The 16,795-nt window shown below is 58.7% G+C and carries 13 protein-coding genes; 5 read left to right on the top strand and 8 right to left on the bottom strand.

Translation table 11 applies throughout. From position 1 onward, the window contains the following. Nucleotides 1–33: 33 nt before the first annotated feature. Together ACR0AI_RS09500 and ACR0AI_RS09505 are read right to left on the bottom strand one after the other, a co-directional pair. The gene (locus tag ACR0AI_RS09500) at nt 34–924 is read right to left on the bottom strand and encodes a CPBP family intramembrane glutamic endopeptidase (protein ID WP_480673665.1); all 891 of its coding nucleotides are present in this window, start codon (nt 922–924) and stop codon (nt 34–36) included. Continuing rightward, complete coding sequence (locus tag ACR0AI_RS09505; protein WP_480673663.1) at nt 917–4,024, bottom strand: ABC transporter transmembrane domain-containing protein; 3,108 nt, start codon at nt 4,022–4,024, stop codon at nt 917–919. Before ACR0AI_RS09505 ends, ACR0AI_RS09500 begins: the two co-directional genes overlap by 8 nt. Before the next feature lie 204 nt (nt 4,025–4,228). Between ACR0AI_RS09505 and ACR0AI_RS09510 the strand changes: the two genes are divergently transcribed. The 3 genes from ACR0AI_RS09510 to ACR0AI_RS09520 all read left to right on the top strand — a co-directional run bounded on the left by ACR0AI_RS09510 (nt 4,229) and on the right by ACR0AI_RS09520 (nt 6,965). Then, complete coding sequence (locus ACR0AI_RS09510) at nt 4,229–4,990, top strand: DUF6478 family protein (protein ID WP_480673661.1); 762 nt, start codon at nt 4,229–4,231, stop codon at nt 4,988–4,990. A gap of 11 nt (nt 4,991–5,001) precedes the next feature. Continuing rightward, nucleotides 5,002–5,361: a hypothetical protein gene (locus ACR0AI_RS09515; RefSeq protein WP_480673659.1), complete on the top strand. Its 360-nt coding sequence runs from the start codon at nt 5,002–5,004 to the stop codon at nt 5,359–5,361. A gap of 77 nt (nt 5,362–5,438) precedes the next feature. Then, nucleotides 5,439–6,965 carry an MFS transporter gene (locus ACR0AI_RS09520; RefSeq protein WP_480673657.1) on the top strand — a complete coding sequence of 509 codons (1,527 nt, stop codon included), beginning with the start codon at nt 5,439–5,441 and terminating at the stop codon, nt 6,963–6,965. 31 nt (nt 6,966–6,996) lie between these two features. On the opposite strand, the gene ACR0AI_RS09525 is transcribed toward ACR0AI_RS09520, so the two are convergent. From ACR0AI_RS09525 to gpmI, 3 genes are read right to left on the bottom strand one after another with little or no spacing between them, the layout of a single operon-like run. Beyond that, complete coding sequence (locus ACR0AI_RS09525) at nt 6,997–8,334, bottom strand: S41 family peptidase (RefSeq protein WP_170377303.1); 1,338 nt, start codon at nt 8,332–8,334, stop codon at nt 6,997–6,999. A 6-nt stretch (nt 8,335–8,340) separates the two neighbouring features. Next, nucleotides 8,341–9,471: a murein hydrolase activator EnvC family protein gene (locus ACR0AI_RS09530; RefSeq protein WP_480673655.1), complete on the bottom strand. Its 1,131-nt coding sequence runs from the start codon at nt 9,469–9,471 to the stop codon at nt 8,341–8,343. Beyond that, complete coding sequence (gpmI, locus tag ACR0AI_RS09535) at nt 9,468–10,982, bottom strand: 2,3-bisphosphoglycerate-independent phosphoglycerate mutase (protein WP_480673653.1); 1,515 nt, start codon at nt 10,980–10,982, stop codon at nt 9,468–9,470. Before gpmI ends, ACR0AI_RS09530 begins: the two co-directional genes overlap by 4 nt. A 213-nt stretch (nt 10,983–11,195) precedes the next feature. On the opposite strand from gpmI, the gene ACR0AI_RS09540 reads away from it, so the two are divergent. Then, a complete protein-coding gene (locus tag ACR0AI_RS09540; RefSeq protein WP_480673651.1) occupies nt 11,196–12,329 on the top strand; it encodes a DUF819 family protein in 1,134 nt (377 codons plus the stop codon). A gap of 3 nt (nt 12,330–12,332) precedes the next feature. Continuing rightward, a complete protein-coding gene (locus ACR0AI_RS09545; protein ID WP_480673649.1) occupies nt 12,333–13,754 on the top strand; it encodes a pyridoxal phosphate-dependent decarboxylase family protein in 1,422 nt (473 codons plus the stop codon). Here ACR0AI_RS09545 and ACR0AI_RS09550 read toward each other — a convergent pair. From ACR0AI_RS09550 to ACR0AI_RS09560, 3 genes are all read right to left on the bottom strand, one after another. Then, the gene (locus tag ACR0AI_RS09550) at nt 13,751–15,421 is read right to left on the bottom strand and encodes a sulfatase-like hydrolase/transferase (protein WP_480673647.1); all 1,671 of its coding nucleotides are present in this window, start codon (nt 15,419–15,421) and stop codon (nt 13,751–13,753) included. The two genes, ACR0AI_RS09545 and ACR0AI_RS09550, sit on opposite strands and share 4 nt — an antisense overlap. Before the next feature lie 63 nt (nt 15,422–15,484). Further along, nucleotides 15,485–15,721 carry a (Na+)-NQR maturation NqrM gene (nqrM, locus tag ACR0AI_RS09555; RefSeq protein ID WP_170377292.1) on the bottom strand — a complete coding sequence of 79 codons (237 nt, stop codon included), beginning with the start codon at nt 15,719–15,721 and terminating at the stop codon, nt 15,485–15,487. A 15-nt stretch (nt 15,722–15,736) separates the two neighbouring features. Next, nucleotides 15,737–16,762, bottom strand: a complete 1,026-nt coding sequence (locus ACR0AI_RS09560; protein ID WP_480673644.1) for an FAD:protein FMN transferase — start codon at nt 16,760–16,762, stop codon at nt 15,737–15,739. Nucleotides 16,763–16,795: the final 33 nt, after the last annotated feature.

A 16,795-nucleotide genomic window follows, 5' to 3' on the forward strand; every position in this document is an offset into this window, starting at 1 on the left:
ACGTCAAATAAGACGCTACGGAAAGAAATGCAATCAGCGCCTGATGACTAGTCGTGCTGTCAGCCAGCAAACCATCATCGAGCCGAAATCCACCCACAACCACTGCCGCAGCGCGCCACCGTCCGACATATCGTAGGGCAGCACGAAAAGGGCCAGACCACTGAGCGTATCGGGCAATGAAATAATCAGGAGAGAGATCACATTATTGAAGAAATGCAAGGCGATAGCTGGACCCAAAGTGCCAGAACGAGCCGTCAGATCAGCGGCCAGAACGCCGAACACACAGGACCAGACTGCAACCAGCAGCGCGTTGTCGCCAGCAATCCCCGGCGCATAGTGACCCGCTGCAAACAAGGCCGAAGGCACGCCTACCCAGATCAGCGGTGAGTGGAACCGCGCGGCTAAGGATTGCTGCAGGTAGCCGCGAAACAGGATCTCTTCGGCGCTGGTCTGAATCAGCACGGCCCCAGCCGCAATCGGGAGAAGCACGATCCAGGTCGAGAACGCCAGGTTCTGGGTCAGCGGATCCCCCATTCCGTAAGGCGGTAGGGTTGCCAGTACCAGACCGAGAACCACCAAGGCCACCAAAACCCGTGTGAATTGACTGATCGCCAAACGACGCTCTCCGAGAATCGCCCAAAGTGACCTTTGCTGCATCTGTTTTGCAGCAACAGCAACGCCAATCGTCAAAAACCCAAAACTGGCAAGCAGGACAAATGTCGCGAGGGGGGACGTTCCGCGCAAAAACCCTTGGGCCTGAGAGGGAGGGATTAGGGCTCCGATGATCGCAAAAAGAACAGTGTTCGCCGCCAAATAGAGCGCGCAAACAATCACCAGCCCGACCAGCAGCCGCCACAGATCAGGGCGCGCGCGGGCATCGCGCACCAGATGTTCATGCGCGGCATAGGCGGCGGGTTCAATCATTGTCACCGGCCTCATCAAAAACGGTTTCCTGCACCACGTCCGGGAAGACATCCGCCGGGTTGGCAACCGTGTTCACGCGCGTGGCGAGCGTGGTCAGGTATCCCGCGACGGTCTGCAGCAACTGCGTTGCGACCGAGGCATCGCTTTCGACCACGGCGCGCAGCTCCTCGGCCCCGATCCGCAGGAAGGCGCAATCTGTACTGGCGACCAGATCAAGTTGCCGGCGGTCACCGGTGATGATTGACAGGTCCCCGATCAGGCGACCCGGCTCAACAATCGAAATGGGACGTTTGTTGCCATCTTCATCCGACCAGTCCAACCGGGCCTGACCCCGGATGCACAGATAGGCTGCGTCCGCCGTCTGCCCGCGCGAGAAGATCACCTGCCCCGCGGCGACGTCATACCATTGTGCCGAGAACGCCAGCAGCCGTTGGTTCCGCGCGTCGATGCCCGAGAAAAGCTCGGTCGTCGAGATGATTTCGAGCTTTCTGCTGAGGTCGGCAGTCGCCCCCTCCTGATGCAAAACAGGCGTGCGTGAGACACCATCGATGCGGCCATCCTTGACCTCGACGAACAGGTCATAGGCTTCGGGATGGGCAAAGTGATCTTCCATGAAGATCATGATCGACTCGGGCAGCAATTCCCGCAGGCGCAGACGGGTGCGCAGGCGGCTTTCCGAATCGTGGCTGGCCAGCGCCTTATCGAGGATCAGGATATCGGGGCGCTTGATCCCTGCACGCGAGAACGATGCGCGTTCCTGGAACACTGTAGGCAGGTTGTTCCCCCCCAAGCCCGAGGGCAGATCGAACATGGTGGCCGCAGCGCGACGGCGCAGACCGGCCTCATTCACGGCCTGGGCAACCAGATCCTCAATCTCTTCGGCGTGGGCACCCGCCATGAGAGAAACGCGTCCGTAAAGGACATTCTCGATCACGGTCAGGCGCGGGAAGTAGGCGTCAGGCGACAGTGGAACAAACATCCCATCCAGCGCCTCATGCATGGCGGCAGATTGCTGTTTTCGGATCGCAAGGATCTTGTCCTTGTATTCATCCGGAAAGTCAGGGCCAATTTGCTCAGCCGTCAACAGAAACGGCACTGTCAGCATCATCGCACAATCCGGTTCTGAGACCGCATCGTCCCCTTTGGTCTTCAGGCGATCCTTGATATCCAAAAGCCTGTGATACATGTCCTTGGACATGCCCAACCGCAGGAACAACGGGTGATCGGTGCCATCGCGACCAAAGGCCTGGTCCAACGTCTCGATCACGGTGCTGGCCATGTTCATTGCTTCCTCGGCCAGATCATGGCTGCGCAACATGTTGCGGAACCGCTGATCACCAGCCAGCGACTCCGGTGTGATATCCCGCGCGGGCGTTGCAAACAGCAAGTTGCCACCCAAAGGCACTGCCGGATTAAACTGATCCGGGTCGAACCGGTAGACATAGCGATCGAGGCCCTTGTCCTGCAATTTCTGGGCCACTGTCTCGCGAAGTTTCACAAGCTCTTGCGCCAAGCCTGGATGCAATTTCGGGTCAAACTGCGTGCGCAGGGTGCGTCGCAACATGAACTCGTCAATGCCCATCGCCTCGACCAGTTGGAACCACCACGCTCGGATGTCGTCGATATCGTCCAGCCCGGCCAGCCCCGGATCGACCCACTCATCCTCGAGCGAATCTATCGGATTGCCGGACCGAACGGCCTCGATCTGGCGGTGGGTCGGAGCCTTCTTGGCCTCAGTCTCGTGCTGAGGATATGGGCGCAGCGGCATCAGCAGGTTGTCACCCAGAGTTCCATCGAACAGGTAGGGCCGCGAGTAGGCGTATCCGATCCGAGCAGCAATCACCGCCTGATGCAGTTCGTTCAGATTGTGCCCGGCCAGCAGGACCTCGCCCTGAACCGGCACCACCTCACGCGTCAGAAGCTGCGCCAAGGCGGTGCGTTCGGCCGCGTTGGTTGACTGAATCGCCACCCGCGCGCCCTTGGGAATTCTCAGATCGATATCTTCCAGAATGGTTTTGCCGTCATCATCGCGAACGGTGATGTTCCGCAGCTCAATATCACCGGTGAGGTGCGGAATGACCTCGGGCCGGCCTTCGAACAGGTGTTCGGGGATCATGTTGGATGGGGCGAAGCGTTCGGTCACGATCTCCCATCGCAGCGACATGTCCTGCACCTGATTGTAGTAGGTCAGCAGATCCTTCCACGGGCCACTCAGATCTTTGTACGCCCCCAAGGCAGCGACCAGAGCACCTACCGTCACCTCTCCAGTGATCGCCAAATACCCGCCGACCGAGTAGAACAGGAACGGCGTCATCTGAGTGATCAGATTGTTGAGGAACTTCATGAAGAACTTTTTGTTGTAGATCTTGAAGCGGATCTCGAACAGGTTCCCCAGACGGTAACTGAACTGCGCCAACCGGTAGCGCCAGCCACCATTGGTGCGCAGATCGCTGATCCCAGCGGCACTCTCGCCGATCTCGGAACTCAGGTGACGGACCTCCTGAATGCGCTCTTTATTTAGCAGGTTAATCTGGCGTTGCAGTTTCGGGATCAACCACGCCTGTAGCGGGATGAGGGCGATACTGGCGAGCCCGAACCAGACGCTCTGCATGAACAGGAAGGTGACGATGGTCATCATCTGACCGAACTGGAACACCGGCTGAGCGATAGCGTCGCCCATCAGACCGCCCATCGGCTCGGCCTCGGAGGTGATCATCGAAACCAGTTCACCCTGACTGGTGGTGGCGAAATACGATTTCGGAAAGCGCATCGACCGGTTGATCAGCGTAAATCGCAAGCGACGCAGCATCCGTTCCGCCAAAACGCCCTTCATCGTGTTGATACGCATCTTCATCAGGCCGCTGGCGATCACCGTGGCCAGAAAGGCAAAACACAGGATCATAAGGTATTGAATCTGCGTGACGGTCACACCCCAGATCGTGACCGTATCCGCGGGTGCACCAATTGCATCGTTGATGATCTGCTTGGGCAGCTCAAGCGAGGCATAGAGGAACGGAAACGAAAGAACCGTCAGAACCAACAGCACAAGCTGTTGTTTTTTGGAGTGTTTCCAAATGAACGAAAACAGGGTGGGTTCCATGGCCGGGCCTTGTCGAATGAAAAACTGATGCGTGGCGTGGTTGCTGGCGACCCGCTTTTTCAAGAGGCCCGACCCTAAGCACAGACCTGACGTAATGCAAGAACCGACGGTCGCCTCACGCACCGAAAACCGACAGATCTAAATTCCGGGTTTGTCCCCCGCCCGGTCTTTGACTAAAGAGGTGCTACGTCGGACGAATGGACCATGGGCAGGATTCTCGAACGCTATTTTCACCGCAGGGTTTTAGACCGCTGGCGCAGGGCTGCGCAGATGGCGGCCGACGCCCCTCAGGCCGAACTGCGACGCCAGCGCGATAGCGCGCGCGCCCTGCAAACACAGCTCAGGCAGGTGATTGACACTGCGGATATGCGGCTGCGCGACCCTCAAATCGGCTCGAACCAGTTTCCCAAACCGATCGGCACGGATTGGTGCTGGCGGCCCGATCTGTGGCGATGGCCCCTTGCCACACCTGGCCTTGCCTCACCATCGCGCAAGGCGTCCCTGGGCGATCAAGTGCAGGTGTTTCATGACTGCCCACAGGCCGAGATCGCCCTGCGTCAGAACCGCAACCGTCTGTCCAGTGATCTGGCCCCTTTCAACATGGGCGTGGAGGTTTTTGGCTTCGAAGGCAGCTTTCTGTCGCTTTCGATCCAACTGCCAAGCGATGCCTCTCAGGGCCTGAGCTTGCAGCACCTAATCCGTCTGGACACACAGATTGACGCGGAACACGAGGTCGACCTTTTCGCCCGGCTCAACATCCTCAGCGGTCCGAATACCGAACAGGTTCTGCGCAAGCTTGATCTGGCCAGCCCGTCGCCTAGCGTCGATTTCGATCTGGCCCATCTGCCTTTGAATGAGAAACGGATCGAGAAGGTCTGGTTGGACCTAATCCTTGAAAACCCCGGCATGAACAGCGTCACTCTGCGTGATCTGACTTTGTGCCGCCACCATCGCGCTGATTTGTGAGGTCCTTGGGAATGACTGAGCCACTACTGACCCGGACCCGGTTTGAGAACGGAATTTGGCAAGGGCATCTGCGCGCCCAGACCCAGCCGGATATCCAGGTGTTGTACCGGGGTGAGGACGTCGATGGCGTTGCCCTCTCTGATGTCGAGGACGGTTGGACCGTGACCATCCCTGTGCCGGTCACAGCTCTGTCGGACGGGGTCCATAGCTTTGTCATATCCGAGCGTTCAACGGCCCGGAAACTGGGTGATTTCACGGTTATATCGGGCGAACCTGCCGCCGATGATCTGCGCACGGAAGTCGAGCTATTGCGCGGTGAGCTTGACATGCTGAAGCGGGCTTTTCGCAGAATTTGCCGGGACCCGCGCTGAGCCGAGACCCGGGTTTTCCTATCTTTTTCGCCATTTACATGCATCATTGAGGCAGCCGCAACACTCCGGAAGCCGCCATGGATCGCAAAAGTATCATCAAAGTCATTGCCTTGATGGTGACCGCATTTGGCATCGGCATCGACTTCACCGGAGCCCTGATGCTGGTTCCGTCGATCGAAAGCAGCTTTGACAGCGATATCACCAGCACCCAATGGGTGTTGAATATTTACGCATTGTTCTTCGCCATGACCATGGTCGCCGGTGGACGTTTGGGCGACATGTACGGCCACCGCAAGGTGATGATTGTCGGCCTGTCGATCTTTCTGTTTGCCTCGGTGATGTGTTTCTTCGCGCCCGGCCTCGACTTCCTGATCGGCGCGCGCGCGTTACAAGGCATCGGCGCTGGGTGCGTCTGGCCCTGCACCTTGGCCTTTGGGGCCACCAAAGTCTCCAAACAGGAACACCGCGCGCTTGTCATGGGTCTGATCTTGGCGGGCGTGACCACGGGCAATGTGTTTGGCCCAATGATCAGCGGACTTGCCGTCAGTTTAGGCGAATGGCGATACTTCTTCCTCGCCAACGTCGTGTTCTCCTGCATCTCGATGGCAACCGCACTGATTTTGATGGAGCGGGAGACCCAGCACAAACAGGGCGAACACATCGACTTTGCCGGTATGGGAATCCTGTCCTTTGCTGTGCTTCTTCTCCTCTACGGGCTGGATGTGGGGGCCGATTGGGGCTGGTCGTCAATCCCGCTTTTGCTGCTCTTCTTTGTCAGCGCCGTTCTGTTCCTGCTGTTTCCGCGCGTTGAAAAGCGGGTGAAAGAGCCGCTCCTATTGCCGCAATTAATGCAGAATAGAGAATTTCTGATCACGCTTGGCCTGAATATGTTCAACGTCTCAGCCGCCTTCGTCGCGTTGCTGTATTTCCCGCAATACATGCAAAAGGTGCTGGGTTGGTCGACCTTCCAATCAGCGCTTGGATTGGCCCCTCTGACCATCCTGCTGGCGGTGGGGTCGATCGTCTCTGGCACGCTTTACAATGATTTCGGACCAAAACGCCTGTTGTTTTGGGGCTATGTGTTGGCGACTGTCGGATCGGCCAGTATCGTGATCCTGCCCAGCAGTTTGGGCTATTTCCACATCCTGCCGGGTATGGCGATGATCGGGTTGGGCGCGACCCTGACGGTCGGGCCGTCCGGAACCGCTGCGGTATGTGCGGTCAAACCCGAACGCGCCGGGCTGGTTGGTGGCCTCAGCTTCATGACGCATCTGGTCTATGGGGCAATTTCGGTCGCCTGTGCGACCGCTATCATGTATGCGGCGTCGCTGTCTACCCTACGAGACAAACTGGCCGCCGCCGGCATTGATCTGACCGATGCCGAACAACGGGCGATCAATGGCGGTTCCCTCAGCACCGACTCTGCACATGCGGTGATGGCAAAGCTGAGCGCGGATCAGGTCGATACGGTCAAATCCGCCCTAACAACCGCCTTTGACAGCGGCATGAGCATGGCCTTCATCATTTCCACGATTTCGGTCTCGTTGGGCATTCTTCTGGCGCTGATGCTGGACGAAGCCAAGCTGCACAAGATCGAAAGTTGAAAGGGCCGCGCCTGGCGCGACCCTTTGGATTTTACTGAGACGGACCGTCAGGATTGAACGCAGACAGACCTTTGAGGATGTCGATGGCATAAGCCAACTGGTAATCCTCTTCCCGCAGCTCAGCGGTGGCTTCAGCTTTGGCGCGGTCTTCTTCGATCTGGCGGATTTCATCCTCGCTGAGGCTGTCATTGTTCAGACTGCCGCGCAGATCCGCTTCCGAGCGTGCCGGACGATCATCCTCTTCTTCAGTTTCCGGAGCCGGGCGCGGTTGTTCCACGATAATGTCCGGGCTGACACCCAACGCCTGGATCGAGCGGCCAGACGGCGTGTAGTACCGCGAGGTGGTCAGACGCATCGCACCGTCACCGCGCAGCGGCATCACCGTCTGCACCGAGCCTTTACCAAAGCTCTTGGTGCCAACAACAATCGCGCGTCGGTGGTCTTGCAGGGCACCGGCAACGATTTCAGAGGCCGAGGCAGAACCGCCATTGATCAACACCACAATCGGCTTGCCTTCGGCCAAATCACCGGGGGTAGCGTTGAAACGCTCGCCGTCCTGCGGGTCACGCCCACGGGTCGAGACAATTTCACCTTCGTTCAGGAACGCATCCGAGACCTTGATCGCCTGAGTCAGCAGACCACCGGGATTGTTGCGCAGGTCAAGCACAAAGCCGTTGACCTTGTCGATCCCGCCTGCTTCCTCGATCTGCTCTTCCATTCCGGCCTGCAGGTTCGGGAAGGTCTGATCGTTGAACGTGGTCACCCGCATGACAACGCTGGTACCCTCGGTCCGCGCGCGTACGGCGGTCAGTTTGATCGTGTCACGAATGATGGTGACATCGAACGGATCAGGCTCACCCTCACGCACAACGGTGATCACGATTTCCGAGCCGACAGGGCCGCGCATCAGTTCAACCGCCTTATCCAGCGTCAGGCCCAGAATGCTTTCGCCATCCACATGGGTGATGAAATCTCCGGCCTCAATCCCGGCCTCATCAGCAGGCGTGTCGTCGATCGGAGAGACGACTTTGACAAAGCCTTCCTCTTGCGTGACCTCGATACCAAGCCCGCCAAACTCACCCCGGGTCTGGACGCGCATCTGTTCGGCATCATCGGGCGACAGGTAGCTTGAATGCGGATCAAGTGAAGTCAGCATACCGTCAATCGCGGCTTCGATCAGCTCTTCCGGCTCAACCTCTTCGACGTATTGCGCGCGGATGCGTTCGAAAATGTCACCGAACAGGTCGAGTTGCTGGTAAACATCGGCCTTGCTCTCGGCCTCCTGCGCCAGCAGGGGTCCTGCGATCTGAGTTGTTGCAATGATGCCTGCAACCGTTCCGGCCAGTCCGGCCATCACAAATTTCTTCATACTCGTTTATCCATCCTTGCTGGTCCGAAACCACGACTCGGGGTCCACGGGGCTGTTATCTTCTCTGACCTCTATATAGAGCGTTTCTGACCGGTCAGTTCCAGTGCCATCACCACGAGTTGACAAAATAGCACCGATTTCCGGCGTTTCACCGGGCATCAAACCGACCGGAGTGCCCTCTGGTATCACTTGACCTATGTCTCCGTAGACTTCCTGCAAGCCCGAAAAGACAAACAGAAGGCCGGGCTGAGGCTCAAGAATGATCAGATTTCCCAGGTCCAGAAGCGGCCCTCGGTAGCGAATTGTAGCCGCCGTGGGCGTCGTTACCAAGGCGCGAGGGCGCGCACCAAGCACGAGACCCGGCCGCGTTACGCCTGCTGCGTCTGTTTCCCCGGCCCGATGCAATAGGACGCCCTGAACCGGCAGTGGCACGTCGCCCTTGCGGCTTTGAATATTGTCGTCGCTTTCCGCGATCTCCCCTTCCGAGATTTCCGACAGGCCTGTAGCAAACCCATCCAGTGTTTCGGTCGAAGAGATCAGGATCGCCGTTTTGATCGGGTCTTCAACAAAGCGCTGCGGCAACCCGGTGCGATCCGCGATGGCTTCGCTCAGGCGGGTGCGGGCGGACTGCACCCCGGTCAGACCTTCTGTCAGGGTTTCCGCCGCATCCTGCTGCAACAGGCGCAGGGTTTGAACCTCTTGCAAATCCTGTGCCAAAGCCTGCGCCTTGGCATTCAGGCCCGGTGTCACCTCGGACAGCATCATCCCGGCCCGCGCAGCCCCCAAGGGGCCCGAAGGGTGCAACATCAGCACCGGCGGGGTGGTTGTTTCAATGGTCTGCAACACGCCCAGCAATTGCGCCACATCCTGTTCCCGTGCGCGCAACTCGGCAGACAGCTGCGCCTCGCGCGTGGCGGCCATGCGCAATCCGTCCCGCATGGCAGACAACCCTGCTTCGTAGGCTTGGATCGTCTCGGTCAGAGCGCGCACCCGGTCGCGGGCGCTTTCTGCTTCGGACAGTGAGATTGACGCCTGTTCCAACATCTCGGCCGCCGCCAGCGCCGCCTGAGACGGCGTATTCTGCGCCTCCGCCGGGCCACACAAAACCACCGCCAAGGCTGCGGCCAGAATCTTCATGACAACAAGCTTTCCCCAGTCATCTCAGGCGGTTTGGGTAGGTTCATCAGTGCCAGCAAAGTGGGCGCAAGGTCCGACAGACGCCCGGCACGGAGCGTCGCCCCTACAGGCCCGCCGACCAAAGCCACCGGCACCGGGTTCAATGTATGCGCGGTATGCGGGCCACATGTCTCCGGGTCCACCATCACTTCGCAGTTCCCGTGATCGGCGGTGACGATCATCGCCCCCCCGACTTTTTCCAACGCAGCAACCACGCGAGCCAGACCTTGATCCACGGCCTCGCAGGCTTTGATCGCAGCGCTCAGGTCTCCGGTATGGCCGACCATATCGGGGTTGGCATAGTTGGTGACGATCAGATCATAGCCAGCCTCGATTGCCTCAACGAACTTGTCCGTCACCTCGGCCGAGGACATCTCGGGCTGTAGATCATAGGTGGCCACTTTGGGCGATTTGGGCATGAAGCGATCTTCGCCAGCTTCGGGGGTCTCCTTGCCGCCGTTCAGGAAGAAGGTGACATGGGGGTATTTCTCGGTTTCGGCCAGACGGAACTGACGCAAACCCTGTTTGGCCACCCACTCGCCCAGAGTGTTCACGATGGCTCGTTTTGGGAACACCGTCGTCATATAGGCATTGTGGCCGTCGGAGTATTCAACCATGCCAAGTAAAGCAGACAGCGCTGGACGTGTGCCGGTTTCGAAATCGTCAAAGCCCGGTTCGGCAATCGCGCGCAGAATTTCCCGCGCCCGATCGGCGCGGAAGTTCAGACAGAAAAACCCGTCACCATCTTTGATGCCATCATAGCCTTCCAGCACGGTCGGCACGATGAACTCATCCGTTTCGGATTGGTTGTAAGCGTAGTCAACCGCTCCATGCGCCGAGTTACCGGCTCGGCCCTGACCTTTGATCATGGCGTTGTAGGCTTGGCTGACACGCTCCCACCGATTGTCGCGGTCCATGGCGAAGTAACGCCCGCAGACGGTGACGATACGCGCGCCTTCGGGCAGACGTTCCTCAAGCTCGGAGATGTAGGTGAAAGCCGATTTCGGAGCGACATCGCGCCCGTCGGTCACTGCATGCAGAGCCACCGGAACGCCGGCATCCGTGATCGCTTTGGCCGCTGCAACGATATGGTTCACATGCCCATGGACACCGCCATCCGAGGCTAGCCCCATCAGATGCGCCGTCCCGCCCGTCGCTTTCACCTTAGCAATGAAAGCTTGCAGCGCTGCGTTGTTAAAAAATGAGCCATCCTCGATCGCCAGATCAATCTGGCCCAGGTCCATCGCCACCACACGGCCCGCGCCGATATTGGTGTGCCCAACCTCGGAATTACCCATCTGACCGCTGGGTAAGCCCACATCCGGGCCATGCGTAATCAGCGTGGCATGCAGGCCCTGCATGATCGCATCGAATGTAGGTGTATTGGCCAAATATGGCGCGTTGGCCTGAGTGTCTTCGGACAATCCCCAACCATCAAGAATACACAGAACTACGGGTTTGGGCGTGGCCATTTTGGTCTCCGGTAACTGCTCTTGGCGAACCTTCTATCGCCTGACCGCTTTGGGGTGAACCGCCTTTGCGCCCATCGGCGCAGATTTAATCGTTTCGTAAAATGACCCTGACACCCGGAATTCCCTACCCGAAACGAACGTGAACCTTACGTCAGACCACCTTGTGCGAACCGCGCGGTGCTGCCTAGTCTCACCTTCAGGGAGAGGGAACCTATGCAACCAGAGATCGCAGTCTTTGCACTGATCTACCTTTTGGCGCCCGCCGCGATGATGCTGCTTACGCGGCATTCGACTTTGGCCGGGCGGCTGGGGCCGATTGTGCTGTGCTATATGGCCGGATTGGCGCTGGGGCTGTCTGGTCTGCAGCCTGACGTGGCTGGTCAGGTCCGTGACGGGGTCATGGAGGCCAGTTTGGGACTTGCCCTGCCGTTGCTGCTGTTTGGAGTCGACCTTGGGGCATGGGGGCGGATCGCAGGTTCTGCGCTCTTGTCGATGGCGCTGGCCGTCGTCTCGGTCACACTAGTTGCGACGGGCCTTTTCTTTGCGTTTCAAACAGGCGGTACAGCGCAAAGTGAGCAGCTGTCCGGCATGGCTGTAGGGATGTACACGGGCGGCCTTGCGAATATGGGCGCGATCAAACTGGCACTGGATATCCCCGAGAACCGATATCTGCTGTTTGCAACCGTCGATACAGTTGTCGGCGCAGGTTACCTGCTGTTTGTGCTGACGCTCGCCCCGTTGGTTTTCGCCCGCTTTCTCAAGCCGTTCCCGGGTGATCGCGACACACAAGTGCCCGACACGGACGAGGTCAGTGCGCCGAATATGCTCCGTCAGGGACTGGTCGCTTTTGTGGTTAGTGCATTTTGCGTGGCCGCAGCGGTGCTACTGACCCCTATGTTCAGCTTTGCGCCATCACAGGTCATGACCGTGGTTCTTCTTACGTCGCTAGGTCTGCTCGGCTCGGTCACGCCGTCTTTGCGCAAAAACCGGGCCGCATCTCATATGGGCATGTACCTGCTCTACGTATTTTCATTCAGCGTCGCGGCTTCGATGGATCTGGCGGAGTTGCGCGACATGGATCTGTCCGTCCTTGGCTTTGTGCTGATCGCCACCTTCGGCAGCTTCGGTCTGCACGCGCTGCTTGCACGTGCCGCCGGGGTCGACAGGGATACGTTCCTTATCACCTCGGTCGCTGCCGTTATGTCGCCTGCTTTTGTGCCCATGGTCGCGCGCAGCTTGCGCAACCCTGCGATCTTGATGTCCGGCATGGCGACCGGCATTCTGGGCTTTGCCATCGGGAACTATCTGGGCATTTCACTGGCGCTGCTTCTGGCCGGGAAAGGATAGGATATGGATCATCAGAAATTGCCAGAGACAGGCCGCCCCGAGGGCGAGATCCTGGACCAGTTAAAATCCTTTGCCGAAAACGACCCGAATTACCGCGAGGGCCGGACGTGGAGCCTTGTGTATCATCTGGACGATGACCACGACGCCTTCACAGCCAAGGCCTATAGCGCGTTCTCCTCGGCCAACGGGCTGAACCCGGCCGCGTTCCAAAGCCTCAAGCGGATGGAGACGCAGATCATCTCAACCATGGCTGGGTTGCTGAAGGGTGGACCGGACACCTGCGGCGTGGTCACTGCGGGCGGCACCGAGAGCTGCCTGATGGCGGTCAAAACCTACCGGGACATGGCGCGCAAAAAGCGCAAGGTGACCCGCCCGAACATGATCCTGCCCAAGACCGCGCATGTCGCATGGTTCAAGGCGGCCGAATATTTCGGCGTCAAGGCGCGCCTTTTGCCGATGACACCGGACTACGCCACCGATATCTCCAAACTTAGAAGGATGATTGACGCGGGCACGGTGATGATCCTCGGTTCCGCGCCGGAATACCCGCATGGAACCATTGATCCAATCGCCGAGATGGGCGCAATCGCGCAGTCCAAAGGCATCCCCTTGCATATCGACGCCTGCGTCGGCGGGCTGATCCTGCCCTTCATGGAGCGGAACGGCGTTGACCTGCCCGATTGGGATTTCCGGGTGCCGGGGGTGACGTCCATCTCGGCCGATCTGCACAAATACGGTTATGCGGCCAAGGGGGCGTCGACCATCCTCTATCGCAATCTGGACCTGTTGAAGCACCAGATGTTCGTCTGTCAGGACTGGCCCGGAGGGGTCTTTGCCTCACCCGCCCTGCTGGGTACCAGACCGGGCGGAGCCTATGCCGCCGCCTGGGCGGTGATGCAGAAACTGGGCGAAGACGGCTATTGCCGGTTGGCGAAAGAGACGACCGAAGCGGTCGAGACGTTGAAGGCGGGAATAGCGGCGATAGACGGCCTGCGCATTCTGGGGAACCCACAGGGACCGTTGCTGGCCTATGGTTCAACCGATCCGCAACTGAACATCTATGCCGTGGCGGACCAGTTGGAGCGCGCCGGTTGGAGCATCAACCGCGTTCAGAACCCCGACGGCATACACTGCATGGTCACCGCCAAACACCGGCATGTCACCGATGAATACCTGAGCGATCTAGCCCAGGCGGTTGCGACCGTTCGCGCCAACCCCGAGCTCGCAAATACCGGAGGGGCCGCGACCTATGGCATGATGGCCCATGTCCCGCTGCGCGGCATGGTGAAATCCAAGGTGCTGGATGTGTTTGCCGAGATGTACCGGGCTGGTGGAGGAGATTTGCATCTGGATGACGGCAAAGCCCCGAACCTGCTAGAACGCGGCATGGCCCGGTATGTTCAGTGGAAAGCGCGGCGCAGCTAGTCCTTCAGATAACTCTTGTACGGCTTGGCTTTGCGGTTTCGGTATTTGACCGTCAGGTCCAACGGCATGTCATTTTCGTCGTAGATCCCGACTACGACCCCCCTGCCCCGGCTTTTGGTTCGCATCTCGATCAACTGCTGTTCAGACCGCGTCGTGCGCTGTGACGGGCGGCGCGCCCAGGCAAACAGGTGGTCATACATTTCTCCGATCACCTCGGCATGATCTTCGCTGTCGCCCAGATCAACCAGCTCTTCCGGGTCGTTTTCCAGATCGAACAGAATCGGACGGTTCCCGCCCTCACAATGGATCAGCTTCCAGCGTTTGTTGGCGACCATAAACATCACCGCATCGCGGACCGAGGCGTTCATCCGCTTGGCAATTGGCGACGCGGAATAGTCGTATTCGCAGATCACCACATCCCGAGGCAGCTCCTGCGCCTGTCCATGCAGGATCGGCAACAGGGAATGGCCTTCGAGGATATGGCTGGCGACGTCGCCTTCGGCCACCTCGACAAATGTCGGAGCAAGATCAATGGATTCGACCAGCGCATCGTTCACCATGCCTCGGGTCGCGTCGGCCTCGGACGAGGGATCGTAGATAATCAGCGGCATTTTGGTCGAGGTATCGTGGAAGAACGTCTTTTCGCCCATCCAATGGTCGCCGAGAAAATCCCCGTGATCCGAAGTCAGGACGATCATCGTATCGTCCATCCGACCGGTCTGCTCCATCCAGTCGAACAACCGGCCCATTTGATCATCGGCCTGCTTGATTAGGCCCATATAGGCCGGGATCACCGCCTCACGCACATCCTGGCGCGAGAAGGTCTCACCGATTTTGGTCTCCATGAACGCTTTCAATACCGGGTGCGCTTTCTGGCGTTCCTCGTCGGATCGCACCACCGGCAGCACATGCTCAGGTCCGTACATCGAGGTATATGGCTCTGGCACGATATAGGGCCAGTGCGGTTTGATGAAGCTCAGATGGCAGCACCATGGGGCGTCATGGGTCTCCATGAACTCGATCCCGCGCCCGGTCAGATAGGGAGTCTCGCTGTCTTTTTCGGCAATGTTCGCAGCCTCGGACGAGTTTTTCAGGAACCAGCCAGACAGAACATTGCCATCTGCGTCCAACCCGGAATTTGCGAAGTCATGCCAGGGGTTGTCGCTTTCATAACCTTTGTCTCGCAGATACTCATTGTAGGCCTTGGCCCCATCGGGGTCATAAAACCCATCCGGCCCTTCAGGGCGCATCCCGTCATCGCGTTCGAACACGTCAAAGCCGCATTCCGCCACACGGGCACCAATCAGGCTATCCGGTTCAAGGCCGAGCCGCGCCATGCCCTCCGCATCTGCGCGCATATGGGTTTTACCAACCAGCCAGCATTCCATCCCCGCCTTGCGCAGGTGGTCTCCCATGGTCATCTCGCCGACTTTCAACGGGATCCCGTTCCACGAGGCACCATGCGAATGCACATACCGTCCCGTATAGGTTGACATGCGCGAACTGCCGCAGATCGGCGATTGGATATAGGCGCGATTGAATCGCACACCCTGCGCGGCCAGACGGTCGATATTCGGGGTGTGCAGATGCGGATGCCCGTAGCAGCTCAGGTAATCCCAGCGCAGCTGGTCGAACATGATGAACAGGATATTCTTGGCTTTGGCCACATGCGCCTCCGGTCTGGTCCGGAGGCTATCTAGCCAATTCCCGAAGGGCAGCGCAAATGCTGATTAGGCCTGACGCTCCATCTGCTCCAACATCTTCTTGGCGCGTTTGCATTGCAGCTGATCGCGCAGAGGGCTGTCCGGGTCGATGTCCTTTTGGCAGACCACGCATTTATCCGCGCCCGAGATCGCGTTCAAACCGCCGCAGCTGCCTTTGATGGTTTTACCCATCAACATCACACCCAGCGACATGCCGACCATGACCAGAGACAGAAGAATAAAGGCCAGAATGAATGTGCTCATTTCGGTTCCTACCAATCAGTTGGTGCCCAGTGCGTCTTTGAACGCGCTGCTGTGCGAAGTTATATAGGCATCATCGCCGCCTGTCACATCCCGCGAGATGAAATACACGGCAAGTTTATGCTCTTCGGCCAGTTGCATACCCTTTTCCTGACCAAGCGCCAGCATTGCAGTCGCCCAGGCATCCGCCATCATGGCGGTTTCCGCCAGAACCGTGACCGAGGTCGTCCGGTGCGTGATCGGACGCCCGGTTGTCGGGTCGATGATATGCGAATAGCGCACGCCGTCTTGTTCGAAGTAGTTCTTGTAATCGCCCGAACTGGCCATACCGCGATCGTCCAGCGACACGATCAACTGCAGGCTCTGGGACCCGGCCTGAGGCTTTTCGATCCCGATCTGCCAAGTTTCGCCCTTGTCGTTCTCGCCTTTTGAGACCAGATCACCGCCGATCTCGACCAGATAGTTTTCGATGCCTGCGTCCCGCAAGGTCTCGGCGACGGCGTCAATGCCATAGCCTTTAGCGATAGCCGACAGATTGATCCCAACGCCAGGTTCGGATTTTGCCAGCGTTCCTGCCTCAGCATCCAGCGTCAAAAGCCGATTTTGTCCAACGCCTGCCAGCGCGGCCTCGATATCAGCATCCGACGGCACAGGGTCTTCGGGTTTGCGCGGGCCAAAGCCCCACAGCTCGATCAATGGGCCGAGGGTGACGTCAAAGGCTCCATCGGTTTTGTCGTGGACGTCATTTGCAGCGGCCAGAACCAGCGCGAATTCCTCTGATACAGCAACCGGGTCGGTGCTGTCGGACGCCGAGAAGGTCGAAACCTCGGAATTCGGATCCCAGTTCGACATCTTGGCGTTAACTGCGGCCAGAGTCTCTTCGACCGATGCAGCCAACGCGGTTTCGTCCAGATCCTCGCCAATCGCGGTAACATTGAAGGTCGTGCCCATGGTCTCACCCGACAGGCGCACCACATCGGGTTCCTTGTCGAACAGGCAGCCAGTCAAAAGGGCGGCAAGGGCCAGCGCAGGCAGTAGACGCATGGATCAGTCTCCGGGAAAAGCAGTGCCCGGCAT

Source organism: Ruegeria sp. BG3 (genome assembly GCF_056538485.1).